This is a genomic window from Pseudoalteromonas rubra, from assembly GCF_000238295.3.
In the GTDB taxonomy this organism is placed as follows: Bacteria; Pseudomonadota; Gammaproteobacteria; order Enterobacterales; family Alteromonadaceae; genus Pseudoalteromonas; species Pseudoalteromonas rubra.
Window position 1 is genome coordinate 79500 of record NZ_AHCD03000044.1, and the last position, 24526, is coordinate 104025.

24 protein-coding genes are annotated in these 24526 nt (G+C 49.3%); 9 read left to right on the top strand and 15 right to left on the bottom strand.

The annotated features are described in order from the left end of the window. Positions 1-49: 49 nt before the first annotated feature. A complete protein-coding gene (locus PRUB_RS21575) occupies positions 50-532 on the bottom strand; it encodes a GNAT family N-acetyltransferase (RefSeq protein ID WP_010384450.1) in 483 nt (160 codons plus the stop codon). A gap of 101 nt (positions 533-633) precedes the next feature. On the opposite strand from PRUB_RS21575, the gene PRUB_RS21580 reads away from it, so the two are divergent. Then, a complete protein-coding gene (locus PRUB_RS21580; protein WP_010384449.1) occupies positions 634-1563 on the top strand; it encodes a LysR family transcriptional regulator in 930 nt (309 codons plus the stop codon). A gap of 84 nt (positions 1564-1647) precedes the next feature. Here the strand turns inward: PRUB_RS21580 and PRUB_RS21585 are convergent, their stop codons facing one another. Further along, entirely contained in the window at positions 1648-2583 is a 936-nt protein-coding gene (locus PRUB_RS21585; RefSeq protein ID WP_010384448.1) for a LysR family transcriptional regulator, read from the bottom strand. A gap of 142 nt (positions 2584-2725) precedes the next feature. On the opposite strand from PRUB_RS21585, the gene PRUB_RS21590 reads away from it, so the two are divergent. After that, positions 2726-3349, top strand: coding sequence for an FMN-dependent NADH-azoreductase (locus PRUB_RS21590; protein ID WP_010384447.1), 624 nt, complete (start codon positions 2726-2728; stop codon positions 3347-3349). A 68-nt stretch (positions 3350-3417) separates the two neighbouring features. On the opposite strand, the gene def is transcribed toward PRUB_RS21590, so the two are convergent. The 3 genes from def to PRUB_RS21605 all read right to left on the bottom strand — a co-directional run bounded on the left by def (position 3418) and on the right by PRUB_RS21605 (position 5549). After that, positions 3418-3933: a peptide deformylase gene (gene def, locus PRUB_RS21595; protein ID WP_010384446.1), complete on the bottom strand. Its 516-nt coding sequence runs from the start codon at positions 3931-3933 to the stop codon at positions 3418-3420. Between the two features lie 81 nt (positions 3934-4014). Continuing rightward, positions 4015-4983 (bottom strand): GlxA family transcriptional regulator, encoded by a 969-nt coding sequence (locus tag PRUB_RS21600; RefSeq protein ID WP_010384444.1) that lies wholly within the window; start codon positions 4981-4983, stop codon positions 4015-4017. Positions 4984-5003: 20 nt separating this feature from the next. Further along, positions 5004-5549 carry an isochorismatase family protein gene (locus PRUB_RS21605; RefSeq protein ID WP_010384443.1) on the bottom strand — a complete coding sequence of 182 codons (546 nt, stop codon included), beginning with the start codon at positions 5547-5549 and terminating at the stop codon, positions 5004-5006. A gap of 233 nt (positions 5550-5782) precedes the next feature. Between PRUB_RS21605 and PRUB_RS21610 the strand changes: the two genes are divergently transcribed. Further along, positions 5783-5968, top strand: coding sequence for a hypothetical protein (locus tag PRUB_RS21610; protein WP_010384442.1), 186 nt, complete (start codon positions 5783-5785; stop codon positions 5966-5968). Positions 5969-6168: 200 nt separating this feature from the next. On the opposite strand, the gene PRUB_RS21615 is transcribed toward PRUB_RS21610, so the two are convergent. The 5 genes from PRUB_RS21615 to PRUB_RS21635 all read right to left on the bottom strand — a co-directional run bounded on the left by PRUB_RS21615 (position 6169) and on the right by PRUB_RS21635 (position 9417). Continuing rightward, positions 6169-6522, bottom strand: coding sequence for a hypothetical protein (locus tag PRUB_RS21615; protein ID WP_155946369.1), 354 nt, complete (start codon positions 6520-6522; stop codon positions 6169-6171). A gap of 115 nt (positions 6523-6637) precedes the next feature. Further along, positions 6638-7255 (bottom strand): SCO family protein, encoded by a 618-nt coding sequence (locus PRUB_RS21620; RefSeq protein WP_010384441.1) that lies wholly within the window; start codon positions 7253-7255, stop codon positions 6638-6640. Then, positions 7248-7649, bottom strand: coding sequence for a hypothetical protein (locus PRUB_RS21625; RefSeq protein WP_010384440.1), 402 nt, complete (start codon positions 7647-7649; stop codon positions 7248-7250). The genes PRUB_RS21620 and PRUB_RS21625 overlap by 8 nt, the downstream gene beginning before the upstream one ends. 5 nt (positions 7650-7654) lie before the next feature. Continuing rightward, positions 7655-8212 (bottom strand): hypothetical protein, encoded by a 558-nt coding sequence (locus PRUB_RS21630; protein ID WP_010384439.1) that lies wholly within the window; start codon positions 8210-8212, stop codon positions 7655-7657. Beyond that, positions 8209-9417, bottom strand: a complete 1209-nt coding sequence (locus PRUB_RS21635; RefSeq protein WP_010384438.1) for an MFS transporter — start codon at positions 9415-9417, stop codon at positions 8209-8211. The genes PRUB_RS21630 and PRUB_RS21635 overlap by 4 nt, the downstream gene beginning before the upstream one ends. A 159-nt stretch (positions 9418-9576) precedes the next feature. On the opposite strand from PRUB_RS21635, the gene PRUB_RS21640 reads away from it, so the two are divergent. After that, on the top strand, positions 9577-10536 hold the full coding sequence (locus PRUB_RS21640; RefSeq protein WP_010384436.1) for a LysR family transcriptional regulator: 960 nt from the start codon (positions 9577-9579) through the stop codon (positions 10534-10536). On the opposite strand, the gene PRUB_RS21645 is transcribed toward PRUB_RS21640, so the two are convergent. Further along, on the bottom strand, positions 10537-11298 hold the full coding sequence (locus PRUB_RS21645; protein WP_010384435.1) for an isocitrate lyase/PEP mutase family protein: 762 nt from the start codon (positions 11296-11298) through the stop codon (positions 10537-10539). Between the two features lie 139 nt (positions 11299-11437). Between PRUB_RS21645 and PRUB_RS21650 the strand changes: the two genes are divergently transcribed. From PRUB_RS21650 to PRUB_RS21660, 3 genes are all read left to right on the top strand, one after another. Beyond that, positions 11438-12328, top strand: a complete 891-nt coding sequence (locus tag PRUB_RS21650) for a LysR substrate-binding domain-containing protein (protein WP_010384434.1) — start codon at positions 11438-11440, stop codon at positions 12326-12328. Between the two features lie 343 nt (positions 12329-12671). Further along, positions 12672-13655, top strand: coding sequence for a permease (locus tag PRUB_RS21655; RefSeq protein ID WP_010384432.1), 984 nt, complete (start codon positions 12672-12674; stop codon positions 13653-13655). Positions 13656-13733: 78 nt separating this feature from the next. Next, complete coding sequence (locus PRUB_RS21660) at positions 13734-14993, top strand: NAD(P)-binding domain-containing protein (RefSeq protein ID WP_010384431.1); 1260 nt, start codon at positions 13734-13736, stop codon at positions 14991-14993. Here PRUB_RS21660 and PRUB_RS21665 read toward each other — a convergent pair. After that, positions 14990-15331, bottom strand: coding sequence for an ArsR/SmtB family transcription factor (locus PRUB_RS21665; protein WP_040645364.1), 342 nt, complete (start codon positions 15329-15331; stop codon positions 14990-14992). The genes PRUB_RS21660 and PRUB_RS21665 overlap by 4 nt on opposite strands. 227 nt (positions 15332-15558) lie before the next feature. Next, the gene (locus tag PRUB_RS21670) at positions 15559-20874 is read right to left on the bottom strand and encodes an alpha-2-macroglobulin family protein (protein ID WP_010384428.1); all 5316 of its coding nucleotides are present in this window, start codon (positions 20872-20874) and stop codon (positions 15559-15561) included. 203 nt (positions 20875-21077) lie between these two features. Between PRUB_RS21670 and PRUB_RS21675 the strand changes: the two genes are divergently transcribed. Then, positions 21078-21911 carry a DUF4437 domain-containing protein gene (locus PRUB_RS21675; RefSeq protein WP_010384427.1) on the top strand — a complete coding sequence of 278 codons (834 nt, stop codon included), beginning with the start codon at positions 21078-21080 and terminating at the stop codon, positions 21909-21911. 49 nt (positions 21912-21960) lie between these two features. On the opposite strand, the gene PRUB_RS21680 is transcribed toward PRUB_RS21675, so the two are convergent. Continuing rightward, positions 21961-22317 (bottom strand): RidA family protein, encoded by a 357-nt coding sequence (locus tag PRUB_RS21680; RefSeq protein ID WP_010384425.1) that lies wholly within the window; start codon positions 22315-22317, stop codon positions 21961-21963. Between the two features lie 235 nt (positions 22318-22552). On the opposite strand from PRUB_RS21680, the gene PRUB_RS21685 reads away from it, so the two are divergent. Continuing rightward, positions 22553-22678 carry a hypothetical protein gene (locus PRUB_RS21685; protein ID WP_010384423.1) on the top strand — a complete coding sequence of 42 codons (126 nt, stop codon included), beginning with the start codon at positions 22553-22555 and terminating at the stop codon, positions 22676-22678. Positions 22679-23003: 325 nt separating this feature from the next. On the opposite strand, the gene PRUB_RS21690 is transcribed toward PRUB_RS21685, so the two are convergent. Then, positions 23004-24452 (bottom strand): dihydrolipoyl dehydrogenase, encoded by a 1449-nt coding sequence (locus PRUB_RS21690; protein WP_010384422.1) that lies wholly within the window; start codon positions 24450-24452, stop codon positions 23004-23006. Positions 24453-24526: the final 74 nt, after the last annotated feature.

A 24526-nucleotide genomic window follows, 5' to 3' on the forward strand; every position in this document is an offset into this window, starting at 1 on the left:
TGCGCCCTGGCACTTTTACTACGGTGTCATTTAAAATGCGCTCATTCCCTCAAGGCTGTTCGGCAAACGCTCTGAGTTCATCACCCGTCAGGCGATAAATGATCCACTCGTCCTGAGGTTTGGCACCAATGCTGTTGTAGAAATCGATCGCAGGCTTGTTCCAGTCGAGCACTACCCATTCAAAACGACCACAGTCTTTTTCGATGGCCAGTTGAGCCAGAAACTTCATTAGTGCTTTCCCTGCGCCCTGTCCGCGCTGATCCTGAGCAACATACAGATCTTCCAGATACAGACCGTATTTGCCAAGCCAGGTCGAATAATTAAAGAAATACACGGCAAAACCAATGGCCTCACCATCTTGCTCGCAGATCAGGGCGTGGGCGCGTACATCGTCGCCAAATAGTTTTTGCTCAATATCAGCGACTGTATTGAGTACTGCGTCAGGCTCTTTCTCATAGATGGCTAGTTCATTGATAAAATGCAAGATTGTTGCTGCATCGCCTTTTTTTGCGTGGCGGATCGTGATACTCATCGGCTGTTTATTTCCAAAGTTGACATGATGGTGACTCAGTGTAAGCTCAATTTATAAATGAATAAAGTGCATAGATTGCACAGGCTAGATGCATATAATTAATGAAACATTTGCCGAATTTGGATCTTAATCTGCTTAAACTGTTTGCTGCTTTGTATCAGAATGGCTCGGTTACGCTCTCTGCCGAGCAGCTGAATCTCAGTCAGTCTGCGTGTAGTCACGCACTGACCCGGCTTAGGGAGCGCCTGGGTGATGAGCTGTTTGTTAGGGTGAATAATCGTATGCTGGCAACCGCGCATGCACATCGACTGGCAAAGACTGTGTTGCCGGCGTTGCAGATGCTTGAGGGAGGGTTGCAAGAAGCCAGCCCGTTTGATGCAAATGAACCTCACACGCTAACGATAGCTGTGACGGATTACACGGCCTGGTGTTTGCGACCTTTTGTGGCCCATCTGGTTGGCCAGTTTGAAAATCTGGATATCCGTTTTGTTCAGCTTGAAGAACGTATTGCAGAGCAAGCTTTGAAAGAGGAGAGTCTGGATCTGGTATGCGGGTTTGCCCATCAGCAGGAGTTTTCTGAGAGTCTGACCCAGCTTAGCTGGTTTGAGGACGCTTACGTGACAGTGCGTTGTCAGTCTCACCCATGCAAAAAACAATTAGATCTGAGTACTTTTATTGCATACCCGCATATTTTGATTGCACCATGGAACGAGCGTCGGGGAATAGTCGACAGAGCACTGGCAAAAATTAAGAAATCCAGAACCATTGCAGTGACAACCCCACATGTGTTGGTGGCACCAACGTTACTACCAGAAAGTGATATGTTGCTGACTATGCCCAGGCGTTATGCCTTACAGGTGTGTGACAGATTAAACCTTCAGTTACAACCGCCGCCGCTTCCGGTGCCTGATTACCAGCTGACGTTGTACTGGCACCGGACGCGTAAGCGCGATCCTAAGATCGGCTGGTTTATTACTCAATTCTGTGAATTTCATGAGCTAGAACATGAGGAAGCTAAGTTAGTAAAATAGTGATCTGTTGGCGGGCGCCCTGAATACCGGTGTGCTCACCGAGGTATCTAATTTAGTTTACATAATTCAATACCTTAATTCAGATCAGAATTTTACCATATCGACAGCATGAGTACGCATGTAGTCACAAATAAAGTCGACGCTGAGTTTAATATTCGGGAGCTGATATTTGGCGTGTTGATATACCAGGTTTATTTCTACTGTGTGTGTTTTACCGGGTGACAATTTAAGGTGCTGTGCAACGGGTGTTACCTCGCTTTTTAGGTGTGCGGGGAGCAGCCAGTCAGGTGCCAGCAACAGGCCTTCGCCCTGAGCGAGCGCATCCAGTAAGGTCGTGCTGTCATTGCTGATCAGAACGGGTTGAGTCGACACTGGCTGCCAGTCGCCTTGCTCGTGCACCCACCATGGGACGAGGGCCGCTTTGCTGCGAAACATGATGGCCGGACAACGACAGAGTTGATCGACTGACCAATTGGTGGTGCCAAACTGAGCATTTAGCCGATCAGCCAGTTGGGTGTGCGCCCACAGTGTAAAGCCACTGCGAATGAGCGGTTTGGCGATAAGACGGGCATCGTCAATCGGTCCGCCCCTGATTGCCAGGTCGACAGAGTCTTGCCCGAAGAGTGCATATTCGTTGGTATAGTCGAGGTCGAGCAAAATGTTTGGAAATTGCTGGCGAAAACGCCGAAACAAGGGCACCAGCAGCGCCTTTGACAGGCCGGGAGGCGCACTGACTTTTAGCGTGCCGCTCGGGTTGTCAAAGCTCTGTGAGATCAGTTCGTCAGCGTAGGTCAGCTTACTGAGGATCTCACCAATATGTTGGTAGTAGATCTGCCCTAATTCTGTGATACTGACGTGGCGAGTCGTTCGTTTGATCAGTTCGATCCCCAGCGACGCTTCGAGATCTTTAATACGCCGTGATACGGAAGAAGCAGGTACCGAAAACTCCTCGGCAACAGCGCTGAAACTATTCAATTCAACAACACGCTTAAAATAGCGCAGTGCTCTAAGCTTATCCATTGTGATCCAAGATGCCTTTTATCCCAGATAATCTAGTTTATTTTTGTCAAAAAGACAAAACTGATTTGTGGCTGATGCACTTTTTCGTAAGCCACCTTCACGCAATAATGTCTGAAAATTTCAAAGATATTTAGTTATTACAATGACAAAACAAGTGCTTATTATCAAGTCGAGTCCGGCAAACGAGTTTTCTGTATCCAGTGAGATAGCTGATTATTTACAATCACAATTGCAAAATAAGAATGAAAGCTTGGCTTTCACAGTGCGCGATCTGAGCCAGACGCCAGCACCAGTTTATGATAATCAAATCCTCAATAGCTTTTATGGTGATCAGGATGCACTCACGGCAGAGCAAACTGCGGTTGCACAGCCATCATTGCTTTATATTGATGAACTAAAACAGGCTGACATCATTGTCTTTGCCTCTCCCATGCATAACTTTAGTGTGACGAGTTTGATGAAAAATTACATCGATCAGATCTGTCGTTTTGGTTTGACCTTTTCTTATTCAGAGCAGGGCCCGAAGGGCTTATTAGAGGGTAAACAGGCCGTCATTATTGCCAGTGCGGGAGCTGATATGTCGATGCCAGAAATGCACGCCGTTGATTTTCAGGTGCCCTATCTCAAACAGGTGCTCAGCTTTATTGGTATTGCAGACATTGATGTGATCACCGCATATGGGATCAGTATGCCGCATATTGGCAGTGAAGTGGCGACCAGGCAGGCGAAAGCTCAGGTGGATCACTGGGTGAGTGCTGTCGCCTGAGTTTATATTAGCCAGCAATAATTATGTTAAATCAAATCTTGTTGGCCAATATCTGAGCATAGCTTAGTTTAAGCGCCTTGTTTGCTTTGCGCTTTGACGTATTTTTTTACTTTTTTCATGGCCATTTGACGTTTGAGTGGCGACAGGTAATCGATAAACAAGTTGCCCGACAAGTGATCGATTTCGTGTTGCATAACAATGGCCAGAAATTCATCGCTTTGCACTGTTACTGACTTTCCATGACGGTCGAGTGCTGAGACTGTGATTTCAGTGTAGCGTTCAACATTGGCAAAATAATCAGGTACAGATAAACACCCCTCCTGCCCCATTGCTTTGTTACTGCCACTCACTACTTCAGGATTGATGAGGATCAGCGGATCGTTGCGTTCGTCTGATATGTCAATGATCACAATCGCTTCTTCGCGGCCAACCTGAGTTGCTGCCAGCCCAATGCCGTTACTGGTTGCGTACAGGGTGTCGAGCATGTCGTCGATCAGGGTTTGAACTGATGCGATGTCGGTGACTGGTTTGGCTGTGACGCGCAATCTGGGATCAGGTGCGGTTAGAATTTCTAAAGTTGCCATCTTATTGTTGTTATATCTCTATGAAAAATAGAAGTTTAATATTTAATACAAGGCAAAGCCAGCGAAACGCATGGGTTTCGCTTACTGTTGATGAGCCTGGCGGTATTGCGAAGGAGACAGTGTTTCAAACTGGTTCCAGATACGACGAAAATGACGTGCACTGCTGTAACCACAGGCATCAGCGATGGCCTCTATTTGGATATTGCTCCTCGACAGAAGGGCTTTAGCATGAGCAACTTTAATACCACTCACATATTCACCCGGGGTGATCCCGAGGTTTTGCTTGAACAACCTGCTCAACTGGCGAACTGACAGGTGAACCGCACTTGCCAGTGTTTGCAAACTGTGTGGGCTGCCTATCTGGCCGCACACCAAATCTTGCACCTGATGTAAAGCCCGGTGCATATGGTTACGATGGCAGAGCCAGGGGCTGAGCTGAGGATCTTGTCCATTGCGACGAAAGTACACCAGCATCTCTCTGGCAACCCGGGCTGCAATGTGTTCTCCGAATAACACCGAGACAAAGTGTAGTGTCATATCGATACCGGAACTGATGCCTGCACTGCTGAATAGCTTACCATCCTGGACAAAAATGCGATTATCAGCAACTTTACAGGCTCGAAATGTGCTGCGAAAGCGCTCAATGAGTGCAAAGTGCGTGGTGCAGGCTTTGTTCTCCATTAACCCGGCTTTGGCTGCCAGCACAGCCCCTGAGCAAATAGACAAGATATATGGGTCATATCTGGCCTGAGCTTTTAGCCATTGCTGGGTGCGTAACCCAGCCGGGTTGTTATAGGTTGCAAAGGCGTCATTGCAGCCCGGTAATATGACCACGTCGGTTGCATTCAGCTTAGCAGGTAAGGGCTTGAGTTGATGTAGTCTCAGGCCACCATCCATAATTTGCGTGTCTTCGGCACTGACATAATGTATGTCGATGGCCTGTCCTGCACGCTGTGCCTCAAGCAACACTTGTAACGGCCCTGCCAGATCAAGGGGTAAGGTGTCATTGAGCAGTACAAAATAAAATTGTCTGGGTGTTGGCATGGTCATGTGTGTGTTTCCCGGTAGTCTTATGCCAGATAGTCGCGTGTTCGAAGAACGGTTGCAAACCGCTCTGCCAGTACCAGCTCTGTCCGGGTCTTTATGTCTTGTGCACTAAAATGTTTTCCACTGGGCTGATGTTGCATATCAAAGGTTAAAGTGGCATCAGTCACAAATTCAACGTCAAGTCCCAGATCACTGGCCACACGTGCCGTCGTTTCGCAGCATTGTTCTGTTCGAATACCTGAAATTACGACGCAGTCTATCTTAGCTCGCTTCAGCCATGTAGCCAATCCCGTATCGGTAAAGGCATTATGTACCGATTTATAAAAAGTTTTATCAAACTGAGTATCCAAAAATGCCATCGGTTTGACAAATCCCGACGCCGGGTTGAAGGGACTGTCAGCGACGTCTTCCCGACTATGAAGAATTTTGACTACTTTCCACTGGTTGCGCTGGAATGCCCCAATCAGCTGGGTCAAATTATGCTGAAAATCGGGGATATCACGCACAGACCAGTAAGGTGTGTGATAGAAGGAATCCTGAGTGTCGATAACCAGTAGTGCTTTATTCATAAGTTTCTCCTGTTTGTATATTGAGTGTGTATGTTGAGATTAGTGTAGGGAGTTAAGGCGCAGGAAAAGAGACGAATTACAGACATAGATGGGACTTATTTGGCCTTTGTTAGATGGGGTGTCAGCTCAGTGGGCTGAACAAAAACACAGTCCAGAGTTGACAGGCGTTTAAAATGTATATACGTTGTATATACACAAGGGCTTCAGAGATGCCCTCTTGCAGGAAGCAAAGCATGGCAAACAACAAAGATGCACAATTGATTGTGCGTATTAATAAAGCGCAAAGAGATGAGTTTGTTGCCCTGTGCAATGAGCTGGATACGTCTTCTTCCCGCGAAATTAGAAAGTTTATTAAGCGGTTTGTGAAAAAACACAAGCCAGAGCAAGAGAAACCGGTCAAAGGAGATCAGGATGGCTAAGAAAGTTGATGTTAAAAAGCTAAAGAAAGAAGTACAGAAACGTACTGGTAAAATCGCAAAACATGAAGCGAAAATCAAAAAGCTGAAAAAAGCGATCAAAAAAGCGAATTAATCGCGAAAAAAGGCAACCACAGGTTGCCTTTTTCTTTATCTGTTAGACTTCCAATCTACAGAGTGTAAAGCCCCTTTACAAGCTGACATTAAAAGCGGCAATAACCTGGCGCATTGTCATGGAATACCCATCTTCTCTTTGCTTCCCAGACACAGTGATTAGGATCCTGAACAACCCGTGTTTTAGTGGTATGCTCGGTGCGATCCAGATCCCACCATAAATAAGATGTGGGGCAAGCGACATGGCCATCATAGCTGGTAGTGACGCTGTTAGGTGCTCCCTGGTTTGGATAATCGGTATAAAAATGGCAAATGGTCACGGGAGAAGTTTGTTCAACCGAGCAGTTCTTTACGTAGTAGGTCTCCCAATAGCCGCATTCATCAGCGGCGCTTACCGTGCCAGATAGAATACACATGGCGAGAGGTATTAGTACTTTTTTCATAACTTTGTCCTTTATTTTCCTTGAAAGAATCTTTCCTGCTCAGGTACCGCTCAACCCTTAACAGAAAGTCGGGCGTATCAATGACATGAATGCCCTCAGTAGAGCGTCTGTGAAGTTAAGTTGTTTGCCTCCTTACTCCGTTTATGAAGCCATTGAGTTGGTGAGCGAGCTCAGCCAGATCAGTATCAATATTAAAACGTCCGCGCAGCTTGCCCTCTGGACCAATTAAATAAAGCATGGTGGAATGGGCAACCTGGTAATCCCCCGACTTTGCGGTAACCTGAAATTGCGCCCCAACACTGCGAGCCAGTAATTTCAGTTGTTCTGGATGGCCCGTAACTCCTATAAAAGAGTCGCTAAAATAGTGCACATACTGGTTGAGCTCAGGTACTGGATCTCGATTTGGGTCGACGGATATAAACACATACGCCAATGTTTTTCGGGCGGAGTGTGTTGTTAAGTGTGTTTCCAGAGTCGCTAGCCGGGACAGTGCCGTTGGGCAAATATCCGGACAATGTGTGAACCCGAACATGACGATTGTCCACTGCCCCAATAGTGTGTGTTGATCAAACCTGCCGTGTACACTGCGTAACTCAAATGGGCTCAGGTTTCGCGCTGTTTTTTGCATGATTTGCTGCGTGACGACAGGTTGAGCAGGCTGGGCGACCGGGAGCAGCATACCCAACCCTAAGCCGAACAACAGCGTCGACAGCACTGCGTACTTGCTATGCATCAATTTGCTCCCTTTTTACATGCCAACACAGCCACAGCCCCAGCAAGGCGGGCAAGGTGACGCCCGCAAAATCAATGAGCAGAAAAATAGGTCCGCAGATCCCGACCAGCACTTCCCAAAAGTGAAACAACGTATGACAGCTTAACCACAAGGTGGGAAACAGCCATATCTGAAAACGGTAGCGAGTATAAAAAGCGCCGTAGCTAAATGCCCCGCCAATCAGCATATACAACATGCCGATATCGCGAATAAAATGCTGATTATAAAAGCCCCTATCGGGCACACCGGGCACACTCCAATACCACTGTTGTGGATAGAAGAGCATAAACACGCCATTTGCCAGCGCCGCCAGCCCGAGCAAGACAGCAATGGATGTGATGACTTTTCCGCTCATAATATTTACCCTGTTACCGCATTGTTTTTGTCTGGCGGAGTCAGTGTTTGCTCGTTCACGACGACACGGCTGCAAGTTTTGCCATGCCCCAGAGTATATTTAAGCGCCGGGTAGACACGACATGAGCTGATGCTAAAGGCAATGGCGATCAGTCCCTTATCTCCCCACTTTGAAAGGATATGTGGACGAATATCATCGGCACCGGGATTGTGGGCCAGAACCAGGTCGGTAAACTCCACGATTTGCGCCAGTTCATCAGGCAGTGCTGCAAGGTCCTTATTGATAATTGCACTGACCTGAGTGGCGGGCACGCCGGCTTCCAATGCCATATTGACCAGCAACTGAGTGCAGGGACCACAGTCGTCCCACAAAATGGCGCGTAATTTAGCTGCATACAAGGGGGCGGCAGGTAAACCGCCACGATAATCTGCCATAGACTGAAACTTCAGATATTTAAAAAAAGCACTCAGATCCGCAGACAGCACATCTTGCATATAGGTGACGTCGTAGTCGTACTTTTTCTGCATTGAAATGAGCATTTTGTTCAGTATGTATTTGATCATCGGATACTCCTTGTGGTTTGGTAATCTTGATCAAACGTTGTGCTTAATTGAGGTTGCGCCAGCCTGGGGGATTTTAGTGGCCCGAGCAGTAATATCAGACAGAGGGCAAGCAGTGCAGCAAAGATGCTCAACATCGTAGTGAAGGCATCGTTGCTGAGTAATGCGGAACCGAGAAGCGGTCCGGATGCCATCCCGACACTGGATATTACCGCTGCGAAGGAAGCGAGTTGACCTGAGCTGTCCAGCTCTGCCGTTACTGCAAGCAAATAGGCGTGTACCGCTGGCCAGGCAAAAAACAGCAGGGCCAGTGCAAGCATGTAGATCAAGTCAAAGTGTGCAAAGCAAAGCAATAAGGCAGCTATGGCTGAAAGTGAAATACCGCCACTTAAGCACATTGCGCGGTGAGCCCTGTTTGGATTGAGTATGGGTAACAACGCGCCACCTAGTCCCAGTAAGCCCGTCATTGCAATCGTCTGACTGGTCTGTTGCTGTGACATCCCTGCCGCCAGCCCAATTTGACCTGCATAGGCCCAGATCCCACTCGCTGCAACCAGAAAGAGCAGCATCGCCAGCAGTAACTGGCTGCTTTTGGCTGATAACTGCAAACGTTTTGCTTGCTGTTTGGGGGGCGTTTGGGCTGGTAATGCGGGTAACAAGGGCAAAAATAACAGGGCAAGGCATACCAAACCTGCCATGGTGTAAAACACCGCGTAGTCACCCAGCAATGTTTCGAGCAGCGGTATGGCATAGATAATCAGTGAGCCGATACCAAACTGAATCAACAGTAATGCGCCGAACGCTCTGTCGGGATTATGTAAACGCGCGAGTACGGCAAATGACACACCTACGCTAAATCCGCCCAGTACACCGGCGATAAATCGCCAGACTAATAAACTAGTGTAAGTGCTCCATGCCGCTGTACAGAGTTCCATAGTGCACAATGCGATGAAAGTAATGAGTAAGGCTTGCTTCCAGGCAATATGGCGAACCACAAAGATGGCGCAGATACTGCCCAGTAATGCGCCGTAGCCGTTGCTGGCAACCAGTGTGCCGGCCTGTTGTGGGGAAAAACCAATGCTGCCTGCCAGCGCATCCACGACCGCAGGTAAAAAATTAAGGTAGGCCAGTCCGGCCATAGCAACGAATGCCAGGCAAAAATAACTGACCCATGAGCTTGCTGCACTGTTTGCAGTACGATTTAACATAGTCTGTCGCCTCCTGAGTATCTTTGCGGATACTTTAAGTGGCTGCGAGAGGTTGAAAAACCACAGTTCTGGCCATTTAGTCGTGAATACTATTCATGAATAATTGCTGATATAGTGCCAATACCTAAGGTGTTTACCCAAATCACAGGACTGACTTTCATGGATAAACTGAGATCGCTGACCTTGTTTCTGGCAACCTGCGAAGAGCAGAGTTTTGCGGCCGCGGCACGAGTTTGCAATACTGACCCCTCCACCATCAGTAAAGCCGTGAGCCGGCTGGAAGCTGAGCTCGGGATAACTTTATTCCAGCGCTCTACCCGTCAACTGAAGATCACGGCGGCCGGGCGTCACTATGCACAAACCGTGCGTTCGAGCATTCAGGCACTGTCCAGCTGTGAAGATGAACTCAGGCAGCTCAATGATGCCCCCAGAGGGCGGTTACGCGTTAATTCTGCGGTGTGTTATGGTCATTTGTATCTACGCCCCTTGCTTAAAGCGTTTTGTCAGCGTTACCCGGAGATCACACTGGAACTATCCCTTGATGATATGCATGTGGATATTATCGAGCAGGACATTGATGTGGCATTACGCACCGGCTTTGTCAAAGACAGCCGTCTGGTTGCGCGCTGTCTGAGCCCGATGGATTTTGTGGTTTGTGCGTCACCGGATTATCTCAATCAGCATGGCACACCTGTTCATTTGGACGATTTCAACGGACATGCCTGGATAGGCTTTAGGATAAAGGAAACGCAGCAGCTGCAACCGATTTTTTTGCCAGATGCGGACGGTGTTTATCAACTCTGTGAGCTACATCGCACGCATATTACGGATGATGGTGAAGCTATGGCCCAATTGTGTGCCGATGGCTTTGGATTCGCTCAGTTGCCGCACTTCCTCGCCAAAGCGGGACTCAAAAGCGGGGCTTTGGTATCGCTTTACCCCGCGTTCAGAGCACCTATGCCAGACAGCGGGGTGTTTGCGATTTATCCAAAACGCGCCTATTTACCTGCCAGAGTACGGGTATTTCTGGATTTCCTGGTCACTGCTTTGGAAGCACAGCAAGAAACACCAACCCATACCTGGGCGCAGCACTGGCCGCCGCGCGTGCAGTTTGATTGATCAGCCGAATAGGGGCGCACAGTTCCCCTGCGAGCGGATCGCTTGAAGTTGGGTGTTTAGATGGGTGTACATCCCTTCAAAGGCAAAATTGCCCATACTGATCCGTTTCACCCCAAGTGCACTAAGCGTGTCAAAATTGGTCAGATCTGGCATTGCCATGACATTCAGAGGTAACTGACAAGTCTCAGTGATGGCCTGAATATCTGCTTGTTGGGTAATACAGGGTAAGAACAAACCATCGGCGCCTGCCTGTTGATACTTATGTGCCCGATGCATTGCTTCCTCGCGCGCGTTGTCGAGACCCAGCAAGAAAGCGTCGCAGCGCACATTAATAAAGATGTCGATTTGCTGAGCGGCTAACTCATGACGTACGGCCTTTAACCGTGCCGCAAATTCATCGGCATCCGTTAAGGTGCGGACTGTATTTACCTGGCTGTCTTCGAGATTAACTCCGACCACACCCAGTTGCGCAAGTTGTTGAATGTGCTTTGCAATTGTTTGCGGGTCACGGCTGTAACCTGCCTCGATATCAACACTTAAAGGTAAGTCGGTGGCGCGGCTGATCCGAGCAACCAAAAAAAGGAGTTCGTCGAAAGACATTTGTTCGCCGTCATCGTAGCCCAGTACGCTGGCAACGGCTGCGCTGGAAGTCCCCAATGCCTGATATCCTGCTTGTTGTGCAGCTTTAGCACTGGCGGCGTCCCAGACATTAGCCAGTAAAAACGGAGTTGTTTGTTGGTGTAGTTGTTTGAATGCTTGCATATTATCTCGCTGATATTATCACTGTTTTGTAGTCACTATAGTGCGGTTACCCGGTTTCAAAGACCAACGATAAAAATCGACTTGTACTATAAGCTCAGCTTATAATACTTTCTGTCCTGGAATTCGGAAGTGCCCTATCGTGTTCAAAAATATCAATTTGCTGGTGACATTTGAGTGTGCGGCAAGACATCAGAGTTATAGTCTGGCCGCCGCCGAGTTATGTATTTCACAGGCTGCAGTCAGTCAGCAAATGCGGATGCTGGAGCGGCAGCTGGGGCAACGGTTATTTGTGCGAGTCGGCCGACATATGCAGTTGACTCAGGCCGGGTGTACGTTGGCAGAGCATACCGGACCGGCTTTAACTATGATCGGTCACGGCATTAATAGTCTACGTCAGGAAGAATTAGCGGGAGAGCTCAGCATTAGTTCTACGCAGGCATTTAATACCTTGTGGCTGATGCCCAGATTGCAGGAGTTCGCCAGCTTGTATCCACAGATCAGCATTCGTCTGCACTCTTCCGCGAGTTTTGAAGACTTGCGACACGCTCGCATTGATCTGGCGATCCGTTTTGGTACACAGGTCGAAAAGCATACCCCAACCACGCTGGCCTGTGAGTACTTTGGCGCTTCACCCGTGTTACCCGTATGCTCTGCGCAGCTGGCAGCGTCTTTAACGCTCAATACCCCGGCTGATCTGCTGGCTACTTGGCTGGTATCGTTGGAGCAGCCCGGTGCATATGACTGGCCAGGCTGGTTTGAGGCGCAGCAGGTAGTAGATTATGTCGATCACCCACACTGGACCTATGTTAATAGCACGGATATGGCACTCAGCGCTGTGGCCAACGGCCATGGTGTTACCCTGGCTGTGCCGTATCTGTTTCGCCGTCAGCTCGATAACGGTGAACTTGTTATTCCGTTCCAACTGCCCCACCCCAATCCGGTGAAACGCTATCTGGTTTACGATCCTAACTCCGCCCGGATAGCGCGCTTACAAACGTTTATGAACTGGTTAAAAGCGCAGGAGATATAGCGTTTTATGGGCTTGTGCCCAAGTAAAAATTGGCCATTTGCAGCCAGGTTTGAGCATATTAAAGCTACGGCTGTGATTGATTTGGGTTTAACGCGTATGTTTTTTGATTCTCTGATACAACGACCAGCCTTGGTGGCACGCGTATGTCCAAGACTGACCACCGTCTATCTTTTTTATGACAAATACATATTAATTTCAAAAGTTTATTGGCTTTAATCCATCGTTTCCGGGTGACAGGCATGTAGATTTCCTTCAAGTTATTTCCATATTTATAGAAATATGGATTGATCTGATTTTATATTTCCACAATACTGGAAATATAAAATCACATTAGGAGAGATCTATGTCACCAGAAATGCAGGTCATGCTTCGAGAAGCAGCCGATATGTTTGTGTTCCTTGCGCTGGAGTTAACCGTGTTATTTCTAGTCGTAAGCTATTTGGTGGGTGTGCTGCAGGAGTACATTACACCTGAAAAGGTGAGGGAAAATTTGAGTGCCCGCAAAGGCAAGGGCTACATGATTGCGGCGTTGCTGGGAGCAATCACCCCGTTTTGTTCCTGCTCAACGATCCCGTTTTTAAAAGGGCTATTGCAGGCACGGGCCGGGTTTGGGCCCGTTACCGTTTTCTTATTTTCCAGTCCACTGTTAAACCCTATTGTTATTGGGTTATTGATTGTGACGTTCGGCCTGGATGTGGCGTTGTTTTATTTTGCAGTTGCATTGATCACGTCGGTGGTGTCGGGCTACTTGCTGGAGCGATTGGGATTCGAGCGTTATGTTCGGGATGAAGCCTACCAGGCAGCGGTCAGTCAGTCGGCTTGCAACGCCGGCCAGACGAGCAAAGAGACGCCGCTTAACCCGGAAAGTAGCCAATGTGGAGATAGAAAAAATCCCACTACAGGCACAAAGCAGGCAGAAAATCGCTGGTTGCGAATTTGGCGAACAACCTGGAAAGACTTCCTCACTACCCTGCCCTATTTATTGCTTGGTATCACCGTAGGGTCATTTATATACGGGTTTGTACCGACAGAGCTCATTGTTGACTATGCCGGTGAAAACAAATGGTATGCCATCCCACTTGCCGCCGTTATTGGTATTCCTTTGTATATCCGAGCTTCTGCGGTGATCCCTCTGAGTGCTGGTTTAGTGCAAAAAGGCATGGCACTGGGGTCGGTCATGGCGCTGATCATTGGCAGTGCAGGTGCCAGCCTGACCGAAGTTATTCTGCTTAAATCCATTTTCAGAACGCAGATGATCCTGGCATTTCTGGGTGTGGTACTCGGGATGGCGATGACTGCCGGGTACTTATATACCCTTATTTTTTAAACGTTTATTTGTTTTTAGGGGTTGGCAGGCTAAGCCGACCGCCTGAGCTAGATACGATTAATCAAGAGGTAATCTGATATGAAACCAATCAAAGAAGTCATCATCATTGGTGCCGGGCCCATCGGCCTGGCTGCGGCAGCTCGACTGGTGGAAAAAGGGATCCGCCCCACCATTATTGAAAAAGGCGATACAGTAGGCGCAGCAATACTCGAGTGGGGACACGTTAACTTGTTTACGCCCTGGTCTTATATGCTGGATGAGGCAGTGGTAAACCTGCTAACTCAGCATGGCTGGCCCGGCGTAGACGCCAATGTAACTCCTACTGGCCGGCAAGTCGTCGAGCAATACTTACAACCTGCGGCCAAATTACCTGAACTGGCTGAGCATATTCGCTATGGCACAGAGGTCTTTGGTGTGTCTAAAGCGGGGATCAGTAAGCATACAACGCAAGGTCGTGACAGTGCACATTTTGTTGTGCATTGTCGAAATGAGCTAGGGAGCCAGGTGCTGCATAGTGATGCTGTGATAGATGCGTCCGGTACCTGGTCGAGTCCAAGTCCGCTGGGGCTTGATGGTTTGCCCGTGCCAGGTGAGTTGGCCAATCAGCAGAGTGTTTATTATGGTATTCCGGACATTCTGGGTACTCAGCGAAGCGATTTTGCAAGAAAACGCAACTTGGTGGTGGGTGCCGGTCACTCGGCAATGAATATCGCACTGGATTTGTTGAAACTGCAAGGGGCAGAGCCAGGTACCGAAGTGATTTGGGGTATGCGTAAAAACAACATCGACAAGCTTCTCGGCAAAGGCATTAACGACAAAGTGCCTGCGCGCCGGCAGCTCGGGCTGGCTGCCAAAAAGGCCATAGAAAATGATACGCTAAAGTTGGTTTCTCAATTAGAGATTAAAGAGATTGTCCGGGCCGGACATGGGCTGAATATCCGTGCTTTGGCGGCGGGAGCGGATATCGGGATGCAGGTTGATAACATCATTGTTGCGACCGGCTTCAGGCCCGATCTGGAGATGTTGCGAGAGTTAAGGCTGGATTTGGACCATATTGTCGAAGCGCCAACGCGGCTTGCACCATTGATTGACCCAAATTTGCATAGTTGTGGTTCAGTGCGCGCACACGGGATTGATGAGTTGTCCCATGATGATGCGCACTTTTACATTGCGGGTATGAAATCCTACGGACGTGCCCCGACTTTTTTAATGCTCACCGGCTATGAGCAGGTGCGCTCGATTGTCGAATCTCTGGCGGGTAATGCGGAGGCCGCTCGCGCGTCTCAGCTGAGATTTCCTGGTGCACCAAAGGCGCAACAGGGCGCATGTTGTGGCTAGCTTGGCTCGCCCTGAGCGGTATCACAGGTATTGCTGCAGCTGGGATCGTCTGACTGATTGACACAACACTCTTCTTGCAAGAATCCGATCAGCCCTATTAGTGCATCGTATTGAGGCACGCAATAAAGTGTGCGGCTTTCTCGCCTTTGCTTGACCAGCCCCACTTTTACCAGCCGGTTAATATGGTGAGACAAAGTAGAACCCGGCACATCTAGCGCAGCCTGTATTTCGCCAACGGGTACGCCATGCGTGCCCCCTTTCACTAAATATCGGAAAATACTTAAGCGGGTGGTGTGTCCCAGTTCAGCGAGTTTATCTGCCGCAGATGCCAGTTCCATATCTTGCTCCTCATTCATATAATTCCATAATACTGGAAATATATGAATGAGGCAAAACGGCTTTTTCAGAGCTAGCCCTTTGCTCGTTATCACTCAGTTGCACAGGTCAGTAAGACGTTACCTGAGCACCAATTTGTCTGGAGTCTCTTTGAGCTAAGAGGTCCCATACATGAACTCGCGGGGTGAGTTTTCAGCCCGCGAGTGTGTGGTGCTGGAATGCACAAAGCTTAGGGTAAGGTGGCTATAGAGATCGTCTCCGCATTACTGTTGCCGGTAATTTCTGGCAGGTACATCATTTCAACTCTGGCTGGCGGGGCGAGATACAGGCCGCTGGCCCGCACTTGTGCCAGATATTCAAATGTGGTGGTGCCGGCGCTGAGGTGTGCCTGATAAAAGGTGGCCTGTTGTGCACCCTGTTTAGTCTGTTGCAGATGCAGCGTGATATCAGCGTAATCTGTCTGTAACCAGTTTTTGTACTGGGTATAACGGTGTTCAGGGTTAAGTGCATACAAGCCGCCAGCCAGAGTATCGGTTAACAACACATGTGCCCGGTCTTCGGCCGAAAAGACCTCCAGCGATACTTTGATCAGGTCCCCGGGGTTGAGTGTTTGTCCTGCAAATGGCAGCCAGCGATTGTTATCGTAAAGCTGATAACGACGTGTCACATCAAGTCCGCTATTTACCACAGTGGGAGACGCCAGTGGTTGGCGGCTCTGCACTGTTAGCCAATATGCTTCTTTCAGAGGTGAGTCAATATGATAGCTTTGCTCATTGTCCTGAGAGGAGTTGTGCTGTGTAAATGTCACGGGAACTGAAGCGCTTTTGCGATGGCCTTTCAGGGCGAGTGAGCAGATCCCATCTGTCAGTGTATTACCAAAATGTCCCTGTCGATGTTGACGACTGATGGCCAGTTTGCTGAGCTGCGCGGTTAACGTCTTGCGCTCTGTGAGCATTAATGCAAGGCACTGCTCCTGCGGTCCGGAGAGTGCGCTGAGGGTCTGATCCTGGAAGCCTTCATCCAGCAGCCGGGTAAGGGCTTTTTCTAGTTCAGGCTGGTTATAACCTGCGGCTTTCATTGCTAAGAGTTGCAGCAAATTACTGCGGGTACCTGATACGCCGAACGTCTGTCGCCAGCTCAAAACTTGCTCGAGTGTCACCTGACCCTTCTGTGCCAGAGCCCACCACTGCCAGTCGGCACTGTCATCATTGAAATTGCGTCGATTGTGCGGGGCCCTTTGCAATGCCTTAAGCAGGTTAGCTGCCATCGATTCAAGAGTTTCTTGGTCGGTGTTGAGGTCGAAGTTGCTGCCACTCAGCCAGTGACTGACGAGCAGAGTGTACGCGCTCAGCATCGGGTCAGCGTTGCGATTCGGGTAATAGGCATAGCCAATGTCATGATGCCAACTTAAATTCTCAGTTTCCCCTCTCGTTAAAGCGTGTTGCAGGGACGCTTTGCCATCAGGCCAAATCTGGCTGGCAAGGGGGTTTACACTGTAGCTTAAGGCTCTGGATAAGGTTTGCTCCCAGCATTGATGCGGGTAATGCTGATGGTGTTGTATCAATGCCGACCAATTAGGTGCGAGCTGCTCAACGGGGTGCGCTTCGCCAGAGACAAGCGTTGCGTCATCCGCCAGCGCGATGGTGTTTTGATGAGTCGGGTCGAGTAGCCAGCTTGCCTGGACAGTGCGACTATTGTCACTCACTTTAAAGGTTGAGAATCGAGGTTTGTTTAGGCGCCTGCTGTGAAGTTTCAGCGTGTACTCGCCGGGGGGTAATTCGGGGAGCGGTACATGTATGACTTGTTCTCCCTGACTGTTTAGCACAATACTTTGGCCAATGAGCGTTCGACCGTTCAGTGTCAGTTGTACTGTATCTTGTTGTGCTGCATTCGCTCGGTTTGCTGCTCTGACTGTGATGATGGCTTCATCGCCCTGAATGAAATGTGTCGCATGTGATACATGATACTCCAGCTGAGCATGACTGGTCAGGGTGCCCGTATACGTCTGAGTATCCTGCGCATTCAGTGCAACAGCAAAGGCACGCCAACGTCCGAGCAGCTGAGGCAACGCCAGTGTGACGGTTTTTTCCTGGTTAGCATTCAGTGATATAACAGGTTGCCATACTGACTGTGCCAGCGCATATGCTTGTGAATTATTGTCGGCCATACTCGAGCCGGCCATTCTCAGTGCCTCATAGTTAGCATTCAGACTAGTCTGTTCTAGTTGCTGAGTAAGCTGGGGGTCAACCAGCCAGTTGTTCAGGTTGTAGCTGCTGATAATGCGTTGCTGATAGCGCCTCTGATTAAACAATTCCGCCAGATTTGTATCTGTGGCCTCGTCATACGTGATGTTGAACAACGCATCATTGACCAGCCAGAGCTGAATATCCGCATCCTGATTGCTCGACAGGGTGATGTCCAGTTGACCGTTGGCCGGAACCGCATCCGGGTGCGTTACTTCAAGTGATAAACTTTGAGCTGGCAAAACGGCCACTGTGAGTCTGGCGAATTGGCCATGGGTGTTTGGTTTATTTGGCAGTGCAGGTGCAGAGCTCGCCAGCGTAAAGCGAGGCTGAGCTTGCCATTCGCTCAATGCTTGATTGGCTTGGTTTTGCCATTGCTGGCGTAATGCGGCTCTTTGTTTGTCTGTATGTGGCATGACTGCTGTCATCTCAAAGCCGGGACGCCAGCTATGTGGTATTGACAATGTTAAGTCGTTGCGGCCCTGTGTGACAGCGAAGGAGTGTAATGCCTGATGCTCACCCGCAGTGACGAAAACCAGGGCTTCACCGTCTTGTGGAGCATCAAGTGAGAAAGCATACTCCTGTCCGGCAAGGACTTGTTTGTCACCAGATAAGATGAGTTTATGTGCTGACGTAGGCTCATCGTTTGAGGGGCCGTGCCTGAACAGGTAACGTTGCCATAAGTAGTTTTGTTTTCCGCTGCGGATATCCAGCGAATAATAGCCCGACTCATTGTCTGGCAGGTCGCAGTATGCAGGCGTTTGCACTTTACATAGCAAAACTTGCTCCGTGCGCTCTTTTCCACTTTCACTGGTCGATACTTCCACATAGACGGCCGCCGGTACCGATAGCTGCGCACCGTCCTGATCAACAGCGATGATATGGACTTTATCGTCTGATTCTTTTAAGCCAATGTAATGTGTCCGCGACAGGTAGGTCAGTGACTGATCGAAAAAGTGCATTTCGCCCTGCTCAGTGACCACTCTGCCAGACAATGCGAGTCGAACCAGCGGCATGGTCTCAGTGGGAGTAAAACGGGCAGATGCTCCAGGGCCGTCGGCATTTAATGCAACAGCTTGTTGATGTTGGTTTTCCGGGGCTTCTCTGCTGCTGCTAAATTCGTAATCTTGCGGCCAGCTGCTGGGCAGGTCTGAATAGTGAAAGCGGATAAACTGGTACTTTAACTCGCCACTGAGGTTGTCTGCCGTATAGCCGTTCATTGTTTTCCCACTGACTGAGATGGTCAGTGGTTGGTCTTTATACGCCTTGTCCGGGTGTTGCCAGTTAAATTCTACTTCAGGCGGAATGAACTCAAAGACAAGGAGATCACCCAGAAAATATGCCTTTCCTGCTACCTCGGCGCTCACCTGATAAATGCTGGCTTTGTCTAACCCCTTCGCGAGGTGAAATTGTCGTATGCCAAATTCAGATATCGACTTTTGCTCCAGTTGAATCGTATGGTCAGTGTCTCTGTCGCGTAGGATCAGATTGATGTTATCAAGCAGAGGTTGCAGGCCATTCGGGGTGTGTTGATACAGCACAACACTCAAATCAATGGCAGAGCCTGGCTGGTAAATTGGCTGACTATTGAGCAGACTGCCCGTGATGGCACTGGCAGGTTTTGGGGTGATATTAAGCATGGCATGTGCCTCGCCTTTGCTAGCCCACAGCCAGCAGTCAACGTCATTGTGTGGTAGTAATGATTGCCACGAGCCATAACTTAGCGTCAACAAGCCATTAGATTCACTCTCTCCCAGCTGTTTAGGAGTGATGAATGACGGACAGGTGAGAAAAACCTCAACGTCTGCCATTGGGGCATCCGTATCAAATTCGCTGCTGCGAAGGGTGAGGCCGGGTCCATGATGCACGGTCAGGTTAAAATCGGAGGCGGTCAGCGTGTGCTGATGCCGGCGCATTTCAACGCCGCTCGCATAAATGGATGCGGTGCTCGTTCCTTGTATATCGTAAAACAGGACCCCACTTTGGTCATTTAACCGGGCACTGACGGGCAAACGCGTTTGGTGCAACTGATTGTCCACATGGCTTGGTACATCGGGCAAGGCGGTGAGCAGTGTGGCGCGGTTTTTGGTTGTAAGCCAGTGATGTAATTGTGTCAGAGTTTTTGCCGGGTAAAGCTGAATTGAGAGATCCTGCGTATTGCGTGTCATCAGTGGTAACTCAGCGTGCATATCTGCTTGGTATGTTTCGCCAGATTGGTCACTTATCTGCCAATATGGACTATTGGGGGCTGTGCGAAAATGCAGCGTACCAGCCTCTGACAAGGCTTGTTTGGTTGAGTCAGAGCGCAATGCACTGAAGTTGAGTTGGTAGTCGGTATCTCCTTTGAGCGCAACCGGGTAGTAGTAGAGATCGTCTCCTGGGTTTTCACGGGCACTGCCTGTGATGATAACCGGCTGGGTCGAAACGGATGGTGAAATCACAGACTCCATAAGCCAGAACTTTTCTACCTCATGATTGAATCCGAATGCCAGAGATTCAGGTGCACAAGTAGCTATGTCGTCCAGGGAGAGTGCGTGGTAGGTCTTGTACCAGAAAGAGTCAAACGGATAAGATTGCTCACAGAAAACACCCATAAATTTGGCCTCTGCGGGAGGTTGCGAGGTCTGATCCTGAAACGGGATCGGTTGTGGCGCAGGTAAAGCTATATGCGCTTCTGTTGGCCGAAAACCAGCTGGCAAGGTGATTTCCAGGCTGCCAGGTTGCAGTGATGCTGCAAAATCAAAGGTGAGCAAATAACCCCGATTATCACTGTACTCGTCATAGTGCCGTTTGCTTGGTGTTACTGGTTGACCATCGAGTGTAAAGGTCAGGGAGTGTGTGATGTCCCACACTGCGCGCTTGTCTGTGTCGGAGAAAGCAGGGTATTTCAGCTGAAGCTGCTGTTCGTGGGACTCATCAATATAAAGGGGCCAGTGTGCACTATGCCACTGTGTTGTATAGTCTTTTTGTAATTGAGCGTGGAGACCGGGGAATTTTGCTTCAATGCGTACTTCTAACGGCACATAGGCGCTAATATTGGCATACAAATCACAGCTGAGTTTATTCAGCGCTACAAAGCGCCAGCGGCATTGTTGTTTATACTTATCCGAAAGCCTGATGCGAGATAGCTGAGCATGACTGGGTACCTGGCCCGGCTGAGCAACCTCTTCGTTAAACTGGATCAGGATTTGAGTCAGCTTGTTTTTGTGAGTGTTAAAGCGGACATTCTCTACCTCCAGTGCCTGCGCCTGAAAAAAGCAGATGACGAGGGTGAGCAACAGCAGCGCGCTTCTTTGCAACATGTGTATTCCTTATTTTGAGTAGCTGGCAACTTGATCAAACCTATAACGCCTGCCAGCAGGAATTGGGGTGAAAAAGTGCACTTTTAGGATGATTATCAATCAAACCTTGATAATCTTTCAACCTGTAGCCAATTTATCGTTTGTCTCTAAGGGCTTAAACTGATGTACATTCGCTTTGTCGTTTTCACAAGAGGCTTATCTTCGTGGCAAAATCCAGTTTACTCAGTGCTTTAATTATGTCGGCGTGTTTTTTCTCTCACTCTCTAAAGGCTCAGGATACGAGCCCGGGCAGTAACGAGGTAACGATTATCAGTACCGAGCAAATTGAATGGGGTCATCTGAATCCGGCTCGGGGTGATAAGAGCCCGAGGGCTGCGAACTTGTGGGGAGACAGAACAAAGCCCGGTGCGACCGGCATGTTAGTGAGGTTTGAACCAGGCTTCTCGTCACCGCCTCATATTCATAATGTGTCTTATCGCGGTATTGTGATAGAAGGCCTGCTGCATAACGATGATCCTCAAGCCAAAGCGATGTGGATGCCACCGGGGTCTTACTGGACTCAACCGGCCGGGGAAGATCACATTACGTCCGCCAATGCACCGGGCAATATGATTTACCTTGAAATAGACAAAGGCCCTTATCTGGTTAAACCCTCTGCACAGCAATTTGACAATGGCGAGCGGCCCGTTAATCTTCACTATGCAAACCTGACCTGGCTGGATCAGCATACGTCAACGCAGCTCGAAGGCGAAGGTATTCAACTGGCAAACCTGTGGCAGCAAGCACAGCTGACAGGCGTATTGGTGAAATTGCCGGCAGATACAAAGGTGACCCTGTCCAGCACGGGTACAGAGTTTAAAGCGGTGGTGATCCAGGGGGCCATTACTGTCTTGCAGGCAAACACGCAGAAAAGCCCGGAGTTGCGACCTGGCAGTTATCTTGCTGCTCAGGATGCCGTAAAGATGGCGTTGAAAGCCAAGGCACCTGCCCTGCTTTACGTGAGGACAAATCAGGCATTTCAAATAGCACGAGAATAGTTTGAGGTGTGCTGGAAAATCAGCCCGGCGCAAAACCGGGCTGACTGTATTAAGCTGGGTTGATCTCAGCTGCAATCACTGAAATCTCTACCAGCAAGGTGTCTCTTGCCATAGCTGCCTCTACACAAGCGCGCGCAGGCGCGTGGCCTTCAGGCACCCAGGCATCCCATACTTCGTTCATTTCACTAAAATACTGCATGTCTTTGATATAGATTGTGGCAGACAGGATATGCTCACGATCACTGCCAGCCTGAAGTAACAGCTCATCGACTTTCTCAAGCATAGTAGCGGTTTGTTCCTTAATGCCCTGCTCAGCGTCTTTACACACCTGGCCGCATAAATAGATGGTGCCGTTGTGTTTGACGATGCGGCTCATGCGTTGTTTGGTATCAATTCTCTGTATCACGGGAGGTCCTTTATTGAATAAATAGTGGAACACATAACAGGCATTGATGGTATCACTGCCGGTTACTCTGTGTAAGTGCTTTTGTCCCTTTATCCTCCAGTTTGTCTTTGCCAGATGTCCCTGAATTATCGCCCCAAAGCACCGATTGTTACTTCCGCCTGACGCCTAACATGGCATCCAATGTTGACCCGAATAGTGAACGTTATCTGAGGCGCAGCAAATCAGTGGCCTGCCTATGAAGCCGCTTATCTGTGGCCCACTGAAAGCTGCAACAGATGCAAATGGCATGATGGCACGTACGCAAACGCAGTTTATTTTATCGGCCTGCTTTTCTGCCACGTGGAATGACCACATTACTTGATATTTTCGCGAAAAACCTGACCCCCTTAAAAGTGAGGATTAAACGATGAGTATAAAATCTAAAATCGACTGCCCCAATTACTGCGTGCCTATCCACTTTGAATCCAGACTGCTGCTGGCTGGACAAATGCTTTCTTGTTTCAAACCTAAGTTGTGGGGTAACCATTTCAATGACTGCGACGGGTAAAGAGGCGGTGTCTGATGCGTTTGATAAGTTTGAGCAGGTGCGTAATGAAGCGACGCACCAGGCAGGTCGATACGATGCCTGAGCGGCGCAACAGTGATTAGCCCGAAAGTACAAACACGCCCGGGCTATGGCATAGCTGTTAAGCGCCCGGACCACATTCCATACAATGTTGGATGATATCCGGACCAAATTTGAGTTTGGCGTTGAGGTTTCTCAATGCAGTACGCAGGCCTTCTTCGATTACCGGGTGGTAGAAGGGCATATCCAGCATCTGAGGGACCGTCATTTTATTCTGTACGGCCCAGGCTAGCAGGTGCGCCATATGTTCCGCTGAGGGACCGATGAACTCTGCGCCCAGGAACAGGCCACTGCCTTGCTCTGCATACAAGTGCATATACCCTTTGTTTTTGAGCATCACTCGGCTACGACCTTGATTCTCAAAGCTTACTTCACCAATCGCAAAGCAACCACATTTACCGTATCGCTCATTGAGTTGTTTAAAACTCTCACCGACCATGGCGATTTGCGGATCACTGAATACGGCCGCAATGGGCGCGCGTCTCAGGCCATTACGTACATCCGGGAATCGTCCGGCATTTTGACCGGCAATGGTGCCCTGATCGGCCGCTTCATGTAACAATGGGATCTGATTACTGGCATCACCGGCGATAAAAATATGGCTGTCGCCACATTGCATCGTGTAGGGGTCGGCAAGCGGTACGCCGCGCTCGTCCAGCTCAATGCCGGTGTTTTCAAGACCCAGTTTATCAACATTGGGTACCCTGCCCGTTGCCGCCAGTACGAAGTCAAACTGCTCTGTTTGTGGTTTACCCTCGCGGTCAACATAAGTCAGCTGTGCCTTATCGCCAACCAGCTTCATATCAGAAACTTTGGCATCGCTATCGACATAAAACTCTTCTGCGAAAACGGTATTGGCGTAGTCCTGGATCTGCGGATCAGTCAGAGGTCCAATATTGCCCCCCACGCCAAATAGCTTCACATTGACGCCCAGACGGTGCAGCGCTTGTCCCAATTCGAGACCAATCACCCCCGGACCAAACACGGCTACTGACTCGGGTAAATCTTGCCAGTCGAATACGTCATCATTGATGATCAGTTTGTCGCCAAATGCCTGGAAGAAACCTGGAATATTGGGCCTTGAACCGGTTGCGATGACAAACCGTTTTGCAGTGATCACGGTATGGTCGTCGATTTGAATTCGGTTGGCATCTAAAAAGCGCGCATACCCTTTGATCCGGTCTTGCTCAGGCAGCTCATCTACAGCTTCCAGCACAAAACCAACAAACCGGTCGCGTTCGCTGCGTACCCGTGCCATCACGGCTTTACCATCGATTTCTGGCGCTGTGGTATTGACCCCGAATTTGGGGGCTTCGGTGACACTGTGTGCAGCTTCCGCAGCGGCAATCAACAACTTGCTGGGCATGCAGCCGACCCGTGCGCAAGTGGTGCCATACGCACCGGCTTCGATCATTAACACTTTGTCAGTAGATTGTTTGGCATTTCGATAGGCGCTGAGCCCGGCAGTGCCCGCACCAATGACGACGACGTCAGTTTCAAGTTGTTTCATGTTTTACCTCTGAGCAAGGGGAGTTGTGGGGCTGTTAAGCCCCTTTACACTAATATTGGCCTAATGAAGAGGCC

Coding starts and splice junctions, on each gene's coding strand:
- PRUB_RS21665 (WP_040645364.1), bottom strand. CDS start 15,331: ATGGAACTGGCATCTGCGGCAGATAAACTCGCTGAACTGGGACACACC.
- PRUB_RS21615 (WP_155946369.1), bottom strand. CDS start 6,522: ATGAAAAAAGTACTAATACCTCTCGCCATGTGTATTCTATCTGGCACG.
- PRUB_RS21580 (WP_010384449.1), top strand. CDS start 634: ATGAAACATTTGCCGAATTTGGATCTTAATCTGCTTAAACTGTTTGCT.
- PRUB_RS21605 (WP_010384443.1), bottom strand. CDS start 5,549: ATGAATAAAGCACTACTGGTTATCGACACTCAGGATTCCTTCTATCAC.
- PRUB_RS21660 (WP_010384431.1), top strand. CDS start 13,734: ATGAAACCAATCAAAGAAGTCATCATCATTGGTGCCGGGCCCATCGGC.
- def (WP_010384446.1), bottom strand. CDS start 3,933: ATGGCAACTTTAGAAATTCTAACCGCACCTGATCCCAGATTGCGCGTC.
- PRUB_RS21585 (WP_010384448.1), bottom strand. CDS start 2,583: ATGGATAAGCTTAGAGCACTGCGCTATTTTAAGCGTGTTGTTGAATTG.
- PRUB_RS21590 (WP_010384447.1), top strand. CDS start 2,726: ATGACAAAACAAGTGCTTATTATCAAGTCGAGTCCGGCAAACGAGTTT.
- PRUB_RS21640 (WP_010384436.1), top strand. CDS start 9,577: ATGGATAAACTGAGATCGCTGACCTTGTTTCTGGCAACCTGCGAAGAG.
- PRUB_RS21620 (WP_010384441.1), bottom strand. CDS start 7,255: ATGCATAGCAAGTACGCAGTGCTGTCGACGCTGTTGTTCGGCTTAGGG.
- PRUB_RS21630 (WP_010384439.1), bottom strand. CDS start 8,212: ATGATCAAATACATACTGAACAAAATGCTCATTTCAATGCAGAAAAAG.
- PRUB_RS21575 (WP_010384450.1), bottom strand. CDS start 532: ATGAGTATCACGATCCGCCACGCAAAAAAAGGCGATGCAGCAACAATC.
- PRUB_RS21690 (WP_010384422.1), bottom strand. CDS start 24,452: ATGAAACAACTTGAAACTGACGTCGTCGTCATTGGTGCGGGCACTGCC.
- PRUB_RS21645 (WP_010384435.1), bottom strand. CDS start 11,298: ATGCAAGCATTCAAACAACTACACCAACAAACAACTCCGTTTTTACTG.
- PRUB_RS21610 (WP_010384442.1), top strand. CDS start 5,783: ATGGCAAACAACAAAGATGCACAATTGATTGTGCGTATTAATAAAGCG.
- PRUB_RS21670 (WP_010384428.1), bottom strand. CDS start 20,874: ATGTTGCAAAGAAGCGCGCTGCTGTTGCTCACCCTCGTCATCTGCTTT.
- PRUB_RS21600 (WP_010384444.1), bottom strand. CDS start 4,983: ATGACCATGCCAACACCCAGACAATTTTATTTTGTACTGCTCAATGAC.
- PRUB_RS21625 (WP_010384440.1), bottom strand. CDS start 7,649: ATGAGCGGAAAAGTCATCACATCCATTGCTGTCTTGCTCGGGCTGGCG.
- PRUB_RS21685 (WP_010384423.1), top strand. CDS start 22,553: ATGAAGCCGCTTATCTGTGGCCCACTGAAAGCTGCAACAGATGCAAAT.
- PRUB_RS21655 (WP_010384432.1), top strand. CDS start 12,672: ATGTCACCAGAAATGCAGGTCATGCTTCGAGAAGCAGCCGATATGTTT.
- PRUB_RS21635 (WP_010384438.1), bottom strand. CDS start 9,417: ATGTTAAATCGTACTGCAAACAGTGCAGCAAGCTCATGGGTCAGTTAT.